General features: G+C 74.3%; 10 protein-coding genes and 1 pseudogene. 8 read left to right on the forward strand and 3 right to left on the reverse strand.

The features are described 5' to 3' along the window. Positions 1-110: 110 nt before the first annotated feature. Both ACZ5NH_RS24740 and ACZ5NH_RS24745 read right to left on the reverse strand, forming a co-directional pair. Complete coding sequence (locus ACZ5NH_RS24740; RefSeq protein WP_468778129.1) at positions 111-1,766, reverse strand: DUF5691 domain-containing protein; 1,656 nt, start codon at positions 1,764-1,766, stop codon at positions 111-113. 335 nt (positions 1,767-2,101) lie between these two features. Continuing rightward, positions 2,102-3,454: an SWIM zinc finger family protein gene (locus ACZ5NH_RS24745; RefSeq protein ID WP_468778131.1), complete on the reverse strand. Its 1,353-nt coding sequence runs from the start codon at positions 3,452-3,454 to the stop codon at positions 2,102-2,104. 141 nt (positions 3,455-3,595) lie between these two features. On the opposite strand from ACZ5NH_RS24745, the gene ACZ5NH_RS24750 reads away from it, so the two are divergent. The 7 genes and pseudogenes from ACZ5NH_RS24750 (at position 3,596) to sucD (ending at position 14,420) form a co-directional block, all read left to right on the forward strand. Continuing rightward, complete coding sequence (locus ACZ5NH_RS24750) at positions 3,596-4,759, forward strand: ATP-binding protein (RefSeq protein ID WP_468778133.1); 1,164 nt, start codon at positions 3,596-3,598, stop codon at positions 4,757-4,759. Further along, positions 4,756-7,344 (forward strand): annotated as a pseudogene (locus ACZ5NH_RS24755) (DUF5682 family protein); the annotation flags it as partial. The gene ACZ5NH_RS24750 and the pseudogene ACZ5NH_RS24755, both read left to right, overlap by 4 nt. 404 nt (positions 7,345-7,748) lie before the next feature. After that, entirely contained in the window at positions 7,749-8,927 is a 1,179-nt protein-coding gene (locus ACZ5NH_RS24760) for a VWA domain-containing protein (RefSeq protein ID WP_468778134.1), read from the forward strand. A 130-nt stretch (positions 8,928-9,057) separates the two neighbouring features. Beyond that, on the forward strand, positions 9,058-9,945 hold the full coding sequence (locus tag ACZ5NH_RS24765) for a hypothetical protein (RefSeq protein WP_468778136.1): 888 nt from the start codon (positions 9,058-9,060) through the stop codon (positions 9,943-9,945). A gap of 198 nt (positions 9,946-10,143) precedes the next feature. Then, positions 10,144-11,853 carry a hypothetical protein gene (locus ACZ5NH_RS24770; RefSeq protein WP_468778137.1) on the forward strand — a complete coding sequence of 570 codons (1,710 nt, stop codon included), beginning with the start codon at positions 10,144-10,146 and terminating at the stop codon, positions 11,851-11,853. A gap of 472 nt (positions 11,854-12,325) precedes the next feature. Further along, positions 12,326-13,507: an ADP-forming succinate--CoA ligase subunit beta gene (gene sucC, locus ACZ5NH_RS24775; protein ID WP_388619815.1), complete on the forward strand. Its 1,182-nt coding sequence runs from the start codon at positions 12,326-12,328 to the stop codon at positions 13,505-13,507. A 28-nt stretch (positions 13,508-13,535) separates the two neighbouring features. Then, positions 13,536-14,420, forward strand: a complete 885-nt coding sequence (sucD, locus tag ACZ5NH_RS24780) for a succinate--CoA ligase subunit alpha (protein WP_388619817.1) — start codon at positions 13,536-13,538, stop codon at positions 14,418-14,420. 158 nt (positions 14,421-14,578) lie between these two features. On the opposite strand, the gene ACZ5NH_RS24785 is transcribed toward sucD, so the two are convergent. Next, a complete protein-coding gene (locus ACZ5NH_RS24785; RefSeq protein WP_468778186.1) occupies positions 14,579-15,400 on the reverse strand; it encodes an RNA polymerase sigma factor in 822 nt (273 codons plus the stop codon). A 171-nt stretch (positions 15,401-15,571) separates the two neighbouring features. Between ACZ5NH_RS24785 and ACZ5NH_RS24790 the strand changes: the two genes are divergently transcribed. After that, positions 15,572-17,387 (forward strand): cell division protein PerM (locus ACZ5NH_RS24790; RefSeq protein ID WP_468778140.1); only part of this gene is annotated, 1,816 nt, incomplete at its 3' end.

Genomic DNA, 17,387 nt, shown 5'->3' on the forward strand with positions numbered 1-17,387 from the left:
GGTTGGACGGCCATGTCCGGCGGTCGGACCGGCTGTTCGGCGAGCGGGCGGCCGGTGTCCCTGTGGGCCGTCGCCCCCGGAGCCCTGCTTCGGGTTGAACGGCCTCGTCCTCAAGCTCCGGACGGGCTGTGCGGGCTGACCGGGGTCAGTTCCTGCGCCATGTCCGCCCGCAGCCGCAGCGTGGTCACCAGCCGCTGGAACGCCTCCGCCCAGTAACCTCCGGCTCCCGGCGCGGCGTCCTCCCGTTCGTCGGGTATCGCCAGCAGCGCCTCCAGCCGGGTGACCTCCGCGGGGTCCAGGCAGCGCTCGGCGAGCCCCATCACCCCGCTGAAGCTCCATGGGTAACTGCCCGCGTCCCGCGCGATGTTGAGCGCGTCCACGACCGCCCGGCCCAGTGGCGCGGCCCAGGGCACCGCGCACACCCCGAGCAGCTGGAACGCCTCCGACAGCCCATGTGTGGCGATGAACCCGGCCACCCACGCGGCTCGTTCCGCCGTGTCCAGCGTGGCCAGCAGCTTCGCGCGTTCCGCCAGCGACACCGCGCCCGGGCCGCCGGCCTCCGGCGCCGACGGTGAGCCGAGCAGTGCCCTCGACCACCCGGCGTCCCGCTGCCGCACCGCCGCCCGGCACCAGGCCGCGTGCAGCTCGCCCTGCCAGCCGTCCGTCACCGGCAGCGCCACGATCTGCTCCGCCGTCCGTCCACCGAGCCGTGCCGGCCAGGTGCGGAGCGGAGCGGCTTCCACCAACTGTCCCAGCCACCATGATCGTTCCCCTCTGCCTGCGGGAGGTGTGGCCACCACACCGTCGCGCTCCATGCCGGAGTCGCACTCGACCGGCGCCTCCACCACGATCGCCGGCGGGTTCCCCGTGCGGTCGAGCGCCACACATGCCGCGGCCCGTACGGCCATGCGTGCGGCGAGCGCCGAAGCGGGCAGCCCCGACAGCAGTTCGGCCGCCGTCGCCCGCACATTGCGGCTGCGGTCACCCAACGCCTGCTCCAGGAACGGCTCGTCCGCAGCCGACAGGCCGGTGCGCAGCGAGTCGAGGAACATCAGCCGGTCCTCCGCCCGCTCGGTCGGCCAGGTCGACATGAGCAGCTCGCGCGCGAGCCCGGGCGTACCGGCGCGCAGCGCGCCCAGCAGGGCGACCCGCTCGGCGAACAGCCCCTCCTGCCACAGCCTGCCCACCGCCTCCCTGTCGCCGGGGTCGGGCAGCGTGGCGCCGCCGCCGGGGGCCGCGCGCAGCGCGAAGCGCCAGTCCGTGTTCAGCCGGGCCAGCCACAGCGCCCGCGGGCCCGCGAACTCCAGCGCCGCCGGGCGCAGGTCCGTACGGCCCCGCGCCGCGTCCAGCAGGGCGGGCAGCGTCTGCGCAGGCGCCGCGTATCCATGCGCGTTGGCCGACGCCAGCCACTGCGGGAGCAGTTCCATGAGGTCCGGGGAGCTGCCCCGGCGGCCGCCGCCTCCGCCGCCGGAACGGTCGGCCAGCAGCGTGGTGAGTCTGCGGGCCGCCGCGGCGGGCAAGGCCGGACGCGGATCCTCGGGTGCCGGATCCGGTCGGCGCGCCGCCCGCGCGGGCCGCAGCCCGGCCCGCCGCCGTACGGTCGCCACGGCGGCCTCGTCGAGCAGCGCCAGGGGTGCCTCCCGGCCGGACCCGGCGTACGCGGCGGGGCGCCGGTCGGTGCCGAGAAGAGCGGTGGTCACCAGGTCTTCCCAGGAGCTTGCCGCGGCCGTGGCGTCCACGTCGGCCGGGGTCGTCGTCCCATTCATCGCGTTCCCTTCCCTGCGCCTGTCCGAGGGGTGCCGGTGACTTCCGGCAGGCCGGCCGGCTCGACGGTGCGGGCTCAGCCGGCCGGGCGTGGTTGGAGGTGTCGGCGCGGTTCTGGCGGGTCGGTTGGTGGTGTCGCTTCGGCCGGGTGCGTCTGAAGGCGCCGGCTCTGTCCTGGCGGATCGGTTGGCGGTGCCTTCTGGGACGGGCGTGCCTGAAGGCGCCGGTGCTGTCCTGGTGGGTCGGTCGGTGGCAGGCGCTCGGCTCGGTGTGCGCGAATGTGCCGTTGGTTCGGCTCGGTGCGCCGGGGCGCGCCGGCGTTCTGCCGGCAGACCGGTCAGCACAGGGGCACCGCCTCGCCCGTGCCGTCCCAAGCCGTGAGCGGGGTGAAGCCGCGGTGGCCGCACTCGCCGAAGACCTTGACCGGGGCGCCGCCGGACAGGGCGACCAGCCGCCACAGGCCGGGGCGGGAGCGGGCGGCCCGGGTGAGCGGCAGGGCGGAGTCCGTGTCGGCGTCGGCCAACTGCCACTGGTCGCCGTCCGGAACCGGTATCACCCGGTCCAGCGTCACCGGGACGGACTCCAGCCAGGGGTCGTCGCGCAGCGCCTCGCCGTACCGGGCCGCCGCCTCGGCCGTGCTCGTGCCCGGTGGGCGGAACGCGGCCGGGGCGGGAGGGGCGAACCGCTCGCCCAGGGCGGACCGGGACTGGCCCGCCCCCGGATAGGCGGACAGCTCAGCGTCCAGGGCCAGCCCGACCGGCAGGGACAGCTCCGGAGCCCGGCCGGCCGCGCCGTAGGACAGCAGGAGCCGGGTGCGGCCCGAGGAGAAACCGTGCAGCCATATGCGGCGGGTCGTCAGTTTCGGGTCCACCGTGTCGTACTGGGCGAGGACCAGCCAGCGGTCGCGGAGCGGCGCGCCGTCCGCCGTGGCGGGCAGGCCCAGCCGGGAGCGGACCGTGGCCGCGAGGGCGTCCGACAGCCGGTCGCGGCGCAGCCAGCCCTGGTCGAGCAGGTGCAGCAGCGCGCACTCCTCCAGCAACCGGGCCGGCCAGCCCGCGCCCGATGCCGGCATCGCCCCCAACTCCCTGACCCGGGCCGCAAGTCCGGGAGCCTGGGCGTCGACCATGCGGGCCGCCGTCTCGTCCCACAGGCCGTACCCCGCCTGCTCGGCCGCGGCCAGGCCGCTGCGGAGCAGGTCCGCGAGGCGCTGCTCCAGCTCCGTCGCACCCGCTGCCACCCGCTCGGCCCGGCGCTCGGCCCGCCGCCGGGCCGCCTCCGGATCGGCGGACCCGCTCCCGGAACTCCCCTCGCTGCGGCCCTGTTTGCTCTCCGTGCGCCTGCGTCTGCCCGCGAGCCACTGCTCGGCCCAGTCCGGCGGCGCCGCGGACTCCGGCACCGAGCCGTCGCCGCCCGCCCAGAGCAGCAGCAGTCCGAGCGCGTGCTTGCACGGGAACTTACGGCTCGGACAACTGCACTTGTACGCCGGTCCGGCCGCGTCGGCGAGATCGACCACCGTCTGGTACGGCCTGCTGCCGCTGCCCTTGCACAGCCCCCACACCGTCCCCTCTCTGCTTCCCGCCTCGGACCACGGACCGGCCGTGCCGAGCTTGCCTCCCGCTTTGCGTGACGCGGCGTCAGGCGCCAGTGACAGCACCTGCTCCGCGGTCCAGCGCACCCCCTGCTCAGTCATGTCTCCGACGGTAGGTCCCACCACTGACAATCCGTCCGGTGTGGGCGTTTGTGCAGGTCAGAGCGATTGTCAGTGGCGTGGTGCACGGTGGATGCCAGATTCGAACCGGCCGAGCTGGAGGGGGCCTCAGCCATGTCAGCCATGTCTGCGTCTGCCACGTCTGCGTCTGCGTCCGTACGACCGACGACCGCCGAACCGACCGACGGCGAGGGCGCGGCCGAGAGCGCACAGGCGCTGCGCCCGCACGCCGAGCACGCCTTCGCCGCCGAACTCGCCGCACTCGCCGCGCAGGACGACCGCCCGCGCCCGGCCCGCTGGAAGCTGTCGCCGTGGGCGGTGGCGACGTACCTGCTCGGCGGCACCCTGCCGGACGGCACGGTGATCACACCCAAGTACGTGGGCCCGCGCCGGATCGTCGAGGTCGCCGTCACCACCCTCGCCACCGACCGCGCCCTGCTCCTGCTCGGCGTGCCCGGCACCGCCAAGACCTGGGTGTCGGAGCACCTGGCGGCCGCCGTCAGCGGTGACTCCACCCTGCTGGTGCAGGGCACCGCCGGCACCCCGGAGGAGGCGATCCGGTACGGCTGGAACTACGCGCAGCTGCTCGCGCACGGACCGAGCCGCGACGCCCTCGTGCCCAGCCCCGTCATGCGCGCCATGGCCGAGGGCATGACGGCCCGGGTGGAGGAGCTGACCCGGATCCCGGCCGACGTGCAGGACTCCCTGATCACGATCCTGTCCGAGAAGACCCTGCCCGTCCCGGAGTTGGGCCAGGAGGTCCAGGCGGTCCGCGGGTTCAACCTCATCGCCACCGCCAACGACCGGGACAGAGGGGTCAACGACCTCTCCAGCGCGCTGCGTCGCCGCTTCAACACGGTGGTGCTGCCGCTGCCGGAGAGCGCCGACGTCGAGGTCGACATCGTCACCCGCAGGGTCGAGCAGATCGGCCGCTCCCTCGACCTGCCGGCCGCGCCCGACGGCATCGAGGAGATCCGCCGGGTCGTGACCGTCTTCCGCGAGCTGCGCGACGGCATCACCGCCGACGGCCGCACCAAGCTGAAGTCGCCCAGCGGCACGCTGTCCACGGCCGAGGCGATCTCCGTCGTCACGGGCGGCCTCGCCCTGTCCGCGCACTTCGGCGACGGCGTGCTGCGCCCGGGCGACGTCGCCGCGGGCATCCTCGGCGCCGTCGTGCGCGACCCGGCGGGTGACCGGGTCGTCTGGCAGGAGTACCTGGAGACGGTCGTGCGCGAGCGCGAGGGCTGGACGGACTTCTACCGCGCGTGCCGGGAGGTGAGCGCATGACCGACGACACCCGCTGGCCCAAGGCCGACGCCTCCGGACCGCTTCTGCTGGGCGTGCGGCACCACGGCCCGGGCTCCGCCCGCGCGGTGCGCGGCGCCCTGGACGCGGCTCAGCCCGCGGCCGTCCTGATCGAGGGCCCGCCCGAGGCCGACGCGCTGATTCCGCTGGCCGCCGACCCGGACCTGCGCCCCCCGGTGGCCCTGCTCGCCCATGCCGTGGACGAGCCAGGCCGCTCGGCGTTCTGGCCCTTCGCCGAGTTCAGCCCCGAATGGGTGGCGATCCGCTGGGCCCTGGAACACGGCGTCCCCGCCCACTTCATCGACCTGCCGGCCGCGCACACGCTCGCGTGGGAGCGAGAGGCGCCTCCTGAGGGGTCCGGAGAGGAACCGGCCACGGGGACAGGTGCCGAGGGGAGTGCGGGAGACACGCAGGGCGCCGCTGAGTCTCAGGAAGGCCGCGGGCCGCAGGACGCTGGTGAGCCTCAGCAGGACGACGGGCCACAGGCCGCCGAGGGCTCTCGGGACGGCGACGAGGCTCAGGACGTTCGCGAGCAGGCCCGGATCGACCCGCTCGCGGTGCTCGCCGAGGCGGCCGGGTACGACGACCCCGAGCGCTGGTGGGAGGACGTGGTCGAGCACCGGGGCCCGGGGGAGCGGGACCCCTTCGCCCCCTTCGCCGCGCTGGAGGAGGCGATGGGCGCACTCCGCGAGCGGTACGGCGTCGGCGGGCACTCCCGGGACCTGGTCCGCGAGGCGCACATGCGGCTCCGGCTGCGCGCCGCGCGCAAGGAGTTCGGCGACGAGGTGGCCGTGGTCTGCGGGGCCTGGCATGTGCCCGCGCTGCGCGAGAAGACCACCGTCACCGCCGACCGGTCCCTGCTGAAGGGGCTGCCCAGGGTCAAGGCGGACCTGACCTGGGTGCCCTGGACCCACCGCAGGCTCGCCCGGTCCAGCGGGTACGGCGCGGGCATCGACTCGCCGGGCTGGTACGGCCATCTGTTCCACGCTCCCGACCGCCCGGTCGAGCGGTGGCTGACGAAGGTGGCGCGGCTGCTGCGCGAGGAGGACCGGATCGTGTCCTCCGCCCATGTCATCGAGGCCGTCCGGCTCGCCGAGACCCTGGCGGCACTGCGCGGGCGCCCGCTGCCGGGCTTGAGCGAGACCACCGACGCGGTGCGTGCGGTGATGGGCGACGGCTCGGACGTGCCGCTGGCCCTGGTGCACGACCGGTTGGTAGTCGGGGACGTCCTGGGAGAGGTGCCGGAGTCGGCGCCGGCGGTGCCGCTCCAGCGCGACCTGGCCCGGCAACAGCGCTCGCTGCGGCTCAAACCCGAGGCACTGGAGCGCGAACTGGAGCTGGACCTGCGGGGTGACACCGATGCCGGCCGCAGCAGGCTGCTGCACCGGCTCCGGCTGCTCGGCGTCGGCTGGGGCGAGCCCACGCGGTCTCGGGGGAGTACGGGCACGTTCCGGGAGACGTGGCGGCTGCGCTGGGAGCCGGAGTTGTCGGTGCGGGTGGCCGAGGCGGGCGTGTGGGGGACGACCGTACTGGGCGCGGCGCAGGCCAGGGCCGAGGCGGACGCGACGGCCGCGCGCACCCTCGCCGATGTCACCGCGCTCGCGGAGCAGTGTCTGCTGGCCGGGCTGCCGGACGCCCTGCCCGTCGTCATGCGGGTCCTCGCCGACCGGGCCGCGCTCGACGCCGACGTGGGCCACCTCGCCCAGGCCCTGCCCGCCCTCGTCCGCTCCTTGCGCTACGGCGACGTGCGCGGCACCGACACCGGTGCGCTGGCCGACGTCGCCGCGGGCCTCGCCGAACGCATCTTCGTCGGCCTGCCCCCGGCGTGCGCCGCGCTCGACACGGACGCGGCGGAGGAGATGCGCGGTCATGTGGACGCCGTGCACACGGCGGTGGGGTTGCTGGCGGAGACGCTGGCCGCGGTGGGGGCCGGCAGTGGGGGCCCGGGTTCGGGCGCGGGCGGGCGTGCGGGTGTCGGTGTGGACGCGGGTGGTGGTGCCGGTGGGGGAGCGGGTGCCGGCGGCCCCGGCGTGGCTGGCGGTGCCGTTCTCCGTGCCGGGCACGATGATCTGCGCGGCCGTTGGCGAGCGGTGCTGCGGACCTTGTCGTTGCGGGACAGCGTGCCCGGTGTGTTGCGGGGGCGGGCGGTGCGGTTGCTGTTGGACGACGGTGAGTTGGGGGCCGATGAGGCGGCGCGGCTGATGGGGCTCGCGCTGTCGCCGGGGACTCCGCCCGCCGACGCCGCCGCCTGGATCGAGGGCTTCGTCGGCGGCGGAGGCGGACTACTGCTGGTGCACGACGGGCGGCTGCTCGGTCTGGTGGACAGCTGGCTGACCGGTGTCTCGGCGGAGGCGTTCACGGACGTACTGCCGCTGCTGCGCCGTACGTTCGCGGCGTATGAGCCCGGGGTGCGCAGAACGCTCGGCGAACTGGTCCGGCGTGGCCCCGGAGCTGCAGCCGGCCGGGCGGCCCACGGGCCCATGACGCCCGGCTTCGCCGCCGAACCGGACCTCCGGCGCGCCGACGCCGTACTGCCGGTGCTGCGCCTGCTGCTCGGTCTGGCCGACCCGGCCGAAGGTGACCCGGCCCGGCGAGAACAGGCCGAGCCTGATCCGGCCGAGTGCGCTCCGGCCCGGCGAGAACCGCGCGAGCGCACCTTGGCCCAGCGGGAGCCCGCCCAGCCTGGACCGACCGTCCGCGACGTCCGGCGGCCGGCCGGGCGCGGGACGGATGGGCAGGAGAAACCCGAGCCGGCGCCGCCCGAGCCGGCGGTCGCCGAGCGAGTCACGACCGGGTGTGACACGACTGGGCGCAACACGAGCGCGTCCGGCACTAGCGGGTGTGACACGTGCCGGTGCGACACGAGCCCGTGCGGCACAAGCCCGTGCGGCACAAGCGGGTGCGGCGCCGGTGGGTGCGGCGCCGGTGGGTGGGACGTGACCGAGGACAACAGCCTTGCGGGGGTGGGGGCATGACGAGCGGATCGGTGTCGTCGGAGGTGGAGGACCTGGCGCGGGAGCGGTTGCGGCGGTGGCGGCTGGTGCTCGGTGGGGAGCAGGCCGACGGCACCGGGTGTGCGCTGTCCGGGCGGGACGCGGCGATGGACGGGACGCTGGCCGCGCTCTACGGCAGGGGGGACAAGCCGCAGGCGGGACGGGAGCGTTCGGCGGGGCTCGGGGCCTCGGCGCCGTCCGTGGCGCGGTGGCTCGGGGACATCCGCGCCTACTTCCCCTCCTCCGTCGTCCAGGTCATGCAGCGCGACGCCATCGACCGGCTCGGTCTCGCCTCCCTGCTGCTGGGGCCGGAGATGCTGGAAGCGGTGGAGGCGGACGTGCACCTGGTCGGCACGCTGCTCTCGCTGAACAAGGCGATGCCGGAGACGACGAAGGAGACGGCACGCGCGGTCGTGCGCAAGGTCGTAGAGGACCTGGAGAAGCGGCTCGCGAACCGGACGCGGGCCACGCTCACCGGCGCCCTCGACCGCAGCGCGCGGATCAGCCGCCCGCGCCACCACGACATCGACTGGAACCGCACCATCGCGGCCAACCTCAAGCACTACCTGCCCGAGTACCGCACGATCGTGCCGGAACGGCTCGTCGGATACGGGCGGGCCGCCCAGTCCGTGAAGAAGGAGGTCATCCTCTGCATCGACCAGTCCGGATCGATGGCCGCGTCCGTTGTGTACGCGTCCGTGTTCGGCGCGGTCCTCGCCTCCATGCGGTCGATCGGCACCCGGCTGGTCGTCTTCGACACGGCGGTGGTCGACCTCACCGACGAGTTGGACGACCCGGTCGACGTCCTCTTCGGCACCCAGCTCGGCGGCGGCACGGACATCAACCGGGCGCTGGCCTACTGCCAGTCACAGATCACCCGGCCCGCCGAGACCGTGGTCGTGCTGATCAGCGATCTCTACGAGGGCGGCATCCGCGATGAGATGCTCAAGCGGGTGGCGGCGATGAAGGCGTCCGGCGTGCAGTTCGTGGCGCTGCTGGCGCTGTCGGACGAGGGCGCGCCGGCGTACGACCGGGAGCACGCGGCCGCGCTCGCCGCGCTCGGCGCGCCGGCCTTCGCCTGCACGCCCGACCTGTTCCCCGAAGTCATGGCCGCCGCGCTGGAGAAGCGGCCGTTGCCGATACCGGACACTGTGTGACGCCAGGCGTGAAAGGGGCAGTAAAAGGGACATGACTGCCTATCGGTAACACCGGGCTTGCGCGGCCTCGGGCGGGCCGTGCAAGTATCGGCGGAGCCCACGTCGTACCGAGCCGAGGATGTTCAGCTCCTTGACCTTCCCAGCAGCCCTCCTAGGTACCGCCGTGCGCGCACTGCGTACGGCGGCCGGGCGGCGTGTGCTTCAACTCGTGCTGCTGGTGGGCGGGCTGTTCGCGCTGGGTTTCCTCTGCGGCGAACAGGCGCACGCGGCCGACGGGACCCCGGTGCCGACGTGGGCGACGCCGGTGCGGTCCGTGGGGATCGCCGGGCACGATGACCCGGTACGGGCGGCGCGGGCCGTACCGGCGGTGCGGGCGGTTCGCGCGGTGGCCGAGCGGGTTGCCGGCCAGGTCCACACCGCCGAACAGGCCGTCACGCCCGCACACGACGTGCTCCCCGCCGTTTCGCGGACCGTCGAGACCCTGGAGACCGTCGAGACCACGGTCGCCCAAGCCGTGGTCGATCAGCCCCGGACCGCGGCTCCCTCGCTGCCCCTGCCCGACCTCACTCAAGTCTCGGACGGGCCCGTCCGGCTGACGCCGGAGCCGAAGACCACGGTGCCCGGCCCGCGGCGGCACAGCGGTACGGCGGCGCCGGTTTCCGTGGAGCGGCAGAAGCAGCGGCACGCCCGTGCCCAGGGCCGTACGGCCGACGGCGCAGCGGCGCCGGCCGCTCCGTACGGCCCGGAGGCCGCCGCCGTGGCGCGGCCTGTGGCGCACACCTTCGCGCGCCACGGGGCCGCCGCCCTGGGCGTCCCCGGCCGGCCGGTGCCCACCGGGGACTCCGACGGCGTGCTCGGCAAGCAGGCCGCCGACGGCAGCACGTCCCGCCACGGCGACGCGCACGCCGTCGCCTTCGACGACCGGGCGCCCCTACGGCTCGCGTCCGGCGCCACCGCGGGTGTCGACGCGCCCCGCACCCGGGACCGGCACCGGGACATTCCCGTCTTCCCCGGCTAGGCAACAGGGCCGACCTCCCCGCCGCGGACCTGTCGAGCGGGGGCTGAACAGGTCTGCCCCGTCCGTCCGGCCCCTTTCAGCGATCAGCGCTGCCAGCCGTCGAAGCGTTCACCGCGACCGGCGTTCAGCGGTCTCCGGACGGCACCCCTAGCCGATTCCGGCCTATTCCGGCCGTTTCCGAAGGACTTGACGCGCGCAATGAACAAGAACATCCGCCGTTCGATCGTGATAGCCGCCGGTGTGACCGGCGCGTGGGCGCTCGGCTCGGCCGCCGCCAGCGCCGATGAGCTGTCCACCACCTCCGTCACCGTGCCGGACGCGGGCACCGACAGCGTCGCCGGGACGGTCGACGGCGTCCTCACCGGCGTCCACGACACCGTCTCCGGCGTTCAGAACACCGTCTCCCACACCGTCTCCGGCCTGACCGGCACGACCGGCACGGCCACCCCGGCCGCCTCCTCCACCTCGCTCACCTCGACGGCGTCCGCCGCCACCGGCACCGCCGACCACGCCCGCCGCTATGTCGACGCCAAGGTCCCGGCCGCCGCGAAGATCCGGGGCGCCGAGGCCGTCAGGGGCGCTCAGGCGGCCCGTCAGGGGCAGGCGCATGTCCAGGCCCGCGTTCAGACCGACGGCGCGCACGTCGACGGCCACGTCGCCCATGCCGCCCACGTCGCACACACGGCCGCGGACGCCGCCTCGAACGCCTTCCGGGCGGTTCCCCACGGCGCTCCCCAGGACGAGATCGACTACCTCTTCGGCCCGCTCTCCTCCTTCGCCCCCGAGGTCGAGGAGGCCCTGGCCGCCGCCCAGACCAAGCTCCAGGCCACGCAGGCGGCGGCCCGTGCCAAGACGCAGGGTGTCGAGGGCGTCGTACGGACGACGGTTCGGCGGACCGTCGCGGGCGCGCAGGGGCGGACCGCGGGTGCGGCGGCCGTCGGGCGCGGTACGGCCGCCGAGGCGACCGGCGCGGCCGAGGCCTCTGTCGCGGGTGTGCCCGCACATGTCACCGGTACGGCCGCGGGTGCCGAGCAGCGGGTCGTCGGCACGGTGCGGGCCGTGCCGGGCGCGGTCACGCCGGTGGTGGAGGAGACGGCCGCCGCCGCGGTTCCGCCGGTGGTCTCCGCGGCGGTGAACGGCGCGGTGCCGGTCGCCGGACAGGCCGTGACGGGCGTACCGGGCACGGCCGGGCATGCGGCGGCGGGTGGGTACGGGACCGCGCGGTACACCGCCTCCGCGGTGCACGGGCCGGCCGAGGGCGCCAGGTCGGGGGCGTACGGGACCGCCGGGGCCGCCGTGTCGGGGGCGTACGGAACCGTCGCGCACACCGCCGCCGGTGCGTATGGGGCCGCCGAGGGCGCCGTGTCCGGTGTCCAGGGGATCGCTGCCGGAGCCCAGGGCGACGTACGGCCGGTGGCCGCGGGGGCGACGGCATACGCCGGCGGGCTGTCCGGACACGTCGGGCAGGACGCCATGGACGCGGTGCTGCCGCCGGTGGCCGCCGGTGCCGTGCACGGGATCGTGCCGGTCGCCGGGCAGGCCGTCGCGGACGCGGGCACCCTCGGCCACGGCGTGGCCGGTGACGTCCAGCCCTTCGCCGGCGGTGCCGTCGGCGCCGTACCCCCGCTCGCGCACGGTGTGACCACGCGGACCGGAGCCTTCGCCGAGGGCACGACCGCCCAGGCGCCGCCCTTCGCGGGCGGGGTCGCCGGTGCGGTCGAGCCGGTCGGATGGCAGGTCGGAGGGTTCGCACACGACGTCCACGGCACGGTCCGGGACGCCGGTGGCTCGCTCGCCGGGCATGTCGTCGGCGGGGTCGAAGGGGTCGCCCATGCCGCCGTACCGGCGTACCTCCAGGAGGGGTACGGCGTGCCGGGCGCCGGACCGGGCATCCGCCACCAGGGCTGAGTGCCCCCAACCGCTCCGTGGGGTGTCCGGCCCCGGACGGCCGAATGCCGTCGGCGCGTCCGGCCGGGGCCCCGCGGCCCGGGCGGGTGGTCCCCATTGGGGTGGGGATCAACCGCCCCGGCCCCGGCACCACCGGGGCCGCCCCAGAGGCCTCACCGGGTCAACCCCAGCCCGGTGAGGCCTCGCACATGCCCCGAAGCCAGTGATCCAGCACCGATCACCGAAGCCACCCATCCGCCCTATCCGACGGCACCCTGTGCCAACAAACCCGGCATCATGTGACAGGTATCACCGCTCAGGTGTGACCCTCGATTTAGGGAGCCCCCGCAAGCGGCGATAACCTGCGAGACGGACATGCCGCGCGCTCGGACACCGTGTGCGCCCCCCTTGTGACAAGCGGACGTCACGTTGCCCTTCGCGGCACGCCCACGCATCCAACGAACCGCGAGATCACTGATAGGGACGGAAGCGCGTGGACCTGTTCGAGTACCAGGCGAGGGACCTCTTCGCCAAGCACGATGTACCGGTGCTGGCCGGTGAAGTCATCGACACGCCTGAGGCGGCGCGCGAGATCACCGAGCGTCTGGGCGGCAAGTCCGTCGTCAAGGCGCAGGTGAAGGTCGGTGGTCGCGGCAAGGCCGGTGGCGTGAAGCTGGCCGCCTCCGCGGACGAGGCCGTCGCCCGTGCGACGGACATCCTCGGCATGGACATCAAGGGCCACACGGTCCACAAGGTCATGATCGCCGAGACCGCTCCGGAGATCATCGAGGAGTACTACGTCTCCTTCCTCCTCGACCGTGCCAACCGCACCTTCCTCTCCATCGCCTCCGTCGAGGGCGGCATGGAGATCGAGGAGGTGGCGGCCACCCGCCCGGAGGCCGTCGCCAAGACGCCGATCGACCCGATCGACGGTGTGGACGAGGCCAAGGCCCGCGAGATCGTCGCGGCCGCCAAGTTCCCGGCCGAGGTCGCGGACAAGGTCGCGAACGTCCTGGTCAAGCTGTGGGATACCTTCATCAAGGAGGACGCCCTCCTGGTCGAGGTCAACCCGCTGGCCAAGGTCGCCTCCGGCGAGGTCATCGCCCTCGACGGCAAGGTGTCGCTCGACGACAACGCCGAGTTCCGTCACCCCGAGTTCGAGGAGCTCCACGACAAGGCCGCGGCCAACCCGCTCGAGGCCGCTGCCAAGGAGAAGAACCTCAACTACGTCAAGCTCGACGGCGAGGTCGGCATCATCGGCAACGGCGCGGGTCTCGTCATGAGCACCCTGGACGTCGTCGCGTACGCCGGTGAGAAGCACGGCAACGTCAAGCCCGCCAACTTCCTGGACATCGGCGGTGGCGCCTCCGCCCAGGTGATGGCGAACGGCCTGGAGATCATCCTGGGCGACCCGGACGTCAAGTCCGTCTTCGTGAACGTCTTCGGCGGCATCACCGCCTGCGACGAGGTCGCCAACGGCATCGTGCAGGCCCTGAAGCTCCTTGAGGACCGCGGCGAGAAGGTCGAGAAGCCGCTCGTCGTCCGCCTCGACGGCAACAACGCCGAGCTCGGCCGGCAGATCCTCACCGACGCCAACCACCCGCTGGTCCAGCGCGTCGACACCATGGACGGCGCGGCCGACAAGGCCGCCGAGCTGGCCCACGCCGCCAAGTAAGCACTCAGGACGAGGACACCAACACACCATGGCTATCTGGCTCAACAAGGACAGCAAGGTCATCGTCCAGGGCATGACCGGCTCCACCGGCATGAAGCACACCAAGCTCATGCTCGGTGACGGCACCAACGTCGTGGGCGGCGTGAACCCGCGCAAGGCGGGTCAGACCGTGGACTTCGACGGCACCGAGGTACCCGTCTTCGGCTCCGTCAAGGACGCCATCGACAAGACCGGCGCCAACGTCTCCGTCATCTTCGTGCCGGAGAAGTTCACCAAGGACGCGGTCGTCGAGGCCATCGACGCCGAGATCCCGCTGGCCGTCGTGATCACCGAGGGCATCGCCGTGCACGACACGGCGTCCTTCTGGGCGTACGCCGGCAAGAAGGGCAACAAGACCCGCATCATCGGCCCGAACTGCCCCGGCATCATCACCCCGGGTCAGTCGAACGTCGGCATCATCCCGGGCGACATCACCAAGCCGGGCCGCATCGGCCTGGTGTCGAAGTCCGGCACGCTGACGTACCAGATGATGTACGAGCTGCGTGACATCGGCTTCTCGACCGCCGTCGGCATCGGTGGCGACCCGATCATCGGCTCCACCCACATCGACGCCCTGGCCGCGTTCCAGGACGACCCGGAGACCGAGCTCATCGTGATGATCGGTGAGATCGGTGGCGACGCCGAGGAGCGCGCGGCCGCGTTCATCAAGGAGAACGTGACCAAGCCGGTCGTCGGCTACGTCGCGGGCTTCACGGCGCCCGAGGGCAAGACCATGGGTCACGCCGGCGCCATCGTCTCCGGCTCCTCCGGCACCGCACAGGCCAAGAAGGAGGCCCTGGAGGCCGCGGGCGTCAAGGTCGGCAAGACCCCGACCGAGACGGCGAAGCTCGCCCGCGAGATCCTGGGCGGCTGAGCTTCTCAGCTGACTGTCGGCAGGCCCGTTCCGTTCGCCGGGGCGGGCCTGCCGGCGTTCACGACGCACAAGCGCCCCGAAGGCCCGCGGGGAACCGCGCGGCCAGCCACGGCGGGCCCGCACTCGGCAGCGGCCGGAACCCCTGCGGCGGGCAGCGGTCATCGCGTCTCCGGGACCAGCCGTTCCGGCCCCTTGGCCTCCGCCTGCCGCAACTTCGTCCGCAACGCCAGCTGCTCCCGCGACAGCGGCCCCGACACCCCCACCGGCGGAACGCCCCGCACCGCCTGCGCCGGAGCGATCGGCTCCTCATAGTGCGTCGGCGCCGACCACACCGTGAGCGTCGTCGCGCCGATGATCGTCACCGTGAACGCGATCGCCGCCCGCGTCCAGAACACGTTCCGCCGTTCGCCCTCCCGCCGCACCGGCTCCGGATCGGCCGCGCGCAAGGGTTCGGTCGAGGCCAGCGCCCGCAGCCGGCGATGCAGCTCGGCGGGGTCGGCCAGTTCCGGCAACCGCGCGGCCAGCGCCTCGCGGGCGTGGGTCAGCCGGCTCGCGGCGGCCGGTGTGCTCGCCTCCGTCTCCGCCGCCGTTTCCGGCAGGTCGAGGCCCAGACCGTCGTACAGGACGAGCGTGCGCCGGTACACCGGCGGCAGTTGCAGCAGGGCGTCCAGCAGCGCCCGGTCGGCCGGGTCGGTGGGCGGCGGCTCCGGGTGCCGGTACCGGGGCCGGAAGCGGTGCCAGGGAGAGAGCGCGCAGTCATGCGCCGTCGCCCGCACCCAGCCGGCCGGATCCCGGTCCCGGGCCACCTCGGGCCAGCGCAGCCAGGCCCGTTGGAAGGCCCACGCCACGGCCTCGCGAGCAAGCTCCCGGCGCCCGGTGAGCAGAAAGGTCTGGCGTACGAGGGCGGGCGCGCAGGACGCGTACAGCGTGTCGAAGGCCTGAGCGGGCGTCAGCGGGCCGGGAGTGTCGGCCCGCTTCATCGACCGGGCCCGGCGCAGGCGCCGGTGTTCCTCCGGCGGTGGCAGCGGGCCGGCGGTGTGCCGCGTCGTCGTCACCGTGCGCCCTTCCGTGCGAAACAGAACATAAACGTATATTGGGCGACACTACGGAAGTTTGCCTGTTACGACGGGAAAGCGCGTGTCGTTGGCAGCATGGCGGGCGTGATCCCGATGACCGCTCGCCGACCGTCCCTGTCGCCCATGCTGACCCGGATGCGGGAGCGCGAGCCCGGACTGGCCGCGAGCCTGCTCGGCGGCGCCGTCGCGGCCGGACTCGGATTCGGCTCGTTCGCCGTGCTGGTGATGGTGCTGTGGGTCAGCTCGCCGTATCCCGACAGCGGTCCGGGCGGTGCGCTGCATGTCGCCGACGCGCTGTGGCTGCTCGCTCACGGCGTCGAACTGGTCCGCACCGACACGCTCTCCGGCGCGCCCCTGCCGGTGGGGGTGACCCCGCTGTTGCTGCTCGTACTGCCCGTGTGGCTGGTGTACCGGGCGGCCAGGGACGCGGTCGACGCGCCCGCCGACGCCGACGGCCCGCCGCCGGTACCGGCGCACACGGTGTGGACGGGGGTCGTCCTCGGCTACCTGGGCGCCGGCGGCGCGCTCGCGCTGTACTGCTCGGGCGGCGAACTGCGGCCGAGCTGGCCCTGGGTGACGGTATGTCTGCCATTGGTGGCGGCGGTCTCGGCGGCGGCCGGGGTGTGGTCGGCGTACGGCCGTCCCCGCGAGCCGGTGCTGAGGGTGCTGGTGGTGCTGCCGGGGTCGGTGCGGCGGCTGGTGTTTGGCGGGGACGAACGCGCCCGGCTGGGTACGGCGGTACGGGCCACCGGTGCCGCCACGGCGGTGTTCCTCGGCGGCGGGGCGCTGCTGGTCGCGGTGTCACTGGTGTGGCACGGCGGGGCGGCGCGGGCGTCCTTCGTCCAGCTGACGGAGGGATGGACGGGACGGTTCGCGGTGCTGCTGCTCGGCGTCGCGCTGATCCCCAACGCGGCGGTGTGGGCCGCGTCCTACGCCCTCGGTCCCGGCTTCCTCCTCGGCGTCGGGCATGTGGTGCAGCCCTTCGCCTCCGACCCCGCCCCGCTGCTGCCGCCGTTCCCCCTGCTGGCGGCGGTGCCGGACGCCGGTGCCGGGGCGCCGCCGAACTGGGCGGCGGGACTGGTGCCGGTGGCGGCCGGGGTGACGGCGGGGTGGTTCGTGGCGCGCGGGGCCGCAGCACGCCCGGAGTCGGGCGCACCGGCACCGGCCCGCTGGTCGGCCGCGCGTACCGCGGGGGTCCTGCTGCTGACGGCGGCGCTCTGCGCGGCGGCCCTCGCCCTGCTCGCCGACCTGGCCGGCGGCCCGCTGGGCGTGTCCGCGCTGGCCCGCTTCGGACCGGTGTGGTGGCAGACCGGGGGAGCGGCGGGGGCGTGGACGGCGCTGTTCGGCACGCCGGTGGCACTGACCGTACGGGCTTGGCGGTTGTGGGGCCGGCGCAGCTGGGACGGGGAGATCCCGACGCAGGGGACGGGGAACTCCGGGGACCGGAAGGAACCGGGGAAGACCACCGGCAAGGCGGAGAGTGCGGGTCAGGACGAGGAGACCGCCAAGGCCAAGGGCAAGGAATCAGCCAGAGGCAAGGAGCCCGGCAAGGGCCGGACCTCCGCCGCGGCCGTGCCCGGCGAGGACGAAGAGGAGCTGTACGACTTCCTCCCGACCGACGACCCGTTCCCCCCGGACTGGCACGACGACCTGGCGCGCGTCTCGCGCTGGGCGGCCCTGCGCGAGGCAGCCGCCCCCCGCGACCTGCCCGCCCCCTGGGCAGTCCCCACAGCCCCTTCGACGCCCTCTGCGGAGCCAACGCCCCCTGCGCAGTCGGCACCCGCTGTGGAGCCGACGCCCCCTGCGCAGTCGGCACCCGCTGTGGAGCCGACGCCCCCTGCGCAGTCGGCACCCGCTGTGGAGCCGACGCCCCCTGCGCAGTCGGCACCCT

It is taken from the genome of Streptomyces sp. NPDC031426, from assembly GCF_055581585.1.

Coding starts and splice junctions, on each gene's coding strand:
- ACZ5NH_RS24740 (WP_468778129.1), bottom strand. CDS start 1,766: ATGAATGGGACGACGACCCCGGCCGACGTGGACGCCACGGCCGCGGCA.
- ACZ5NH_RS24745 (WP_468778131.1), bottom strand. CDS start 3,454: ATGACTGAGCAGGGGGTGCGCTGGACCGCGGAGCAGGTGCTGTCACTG.
- ACZ5NH_RS24750 (WP_468778133.1), top strand. CDS start 3,596: ATGTCTGCGTCTGCCACGTCTGCGTCTGCGTCCGTACGACCGACGACC.
- ACZ5NH_RS24760 (WP_468778134.1), top strand. CDS start 7,749: ATGACGAGCGGATCGGTGTCGTCGGAGGTGGAGGACCTGGCGCGGGAG.
- ACZ5NH_RS24770 (WP_468778137.1), top strand. CDS start 10,144: ATGAACAAGAACATCCGCCGTTCGATCGTGATAGCCGCCGGTGTGACC.
- sucD (WP_388619817.1), top strand. CDS start 13,536: ATGGCTATCTGGCTCAACAAGGACAGCAAGGTCATCGTCCAGGGCATG.
- ACZ5NH_RS24785 (WP_468778186.1), bottom strand. CDS start 15,400: ATGAAGCGGGCCGACACTCCCGGCCCGCTGACGCCCGCTCAGGCCTTC.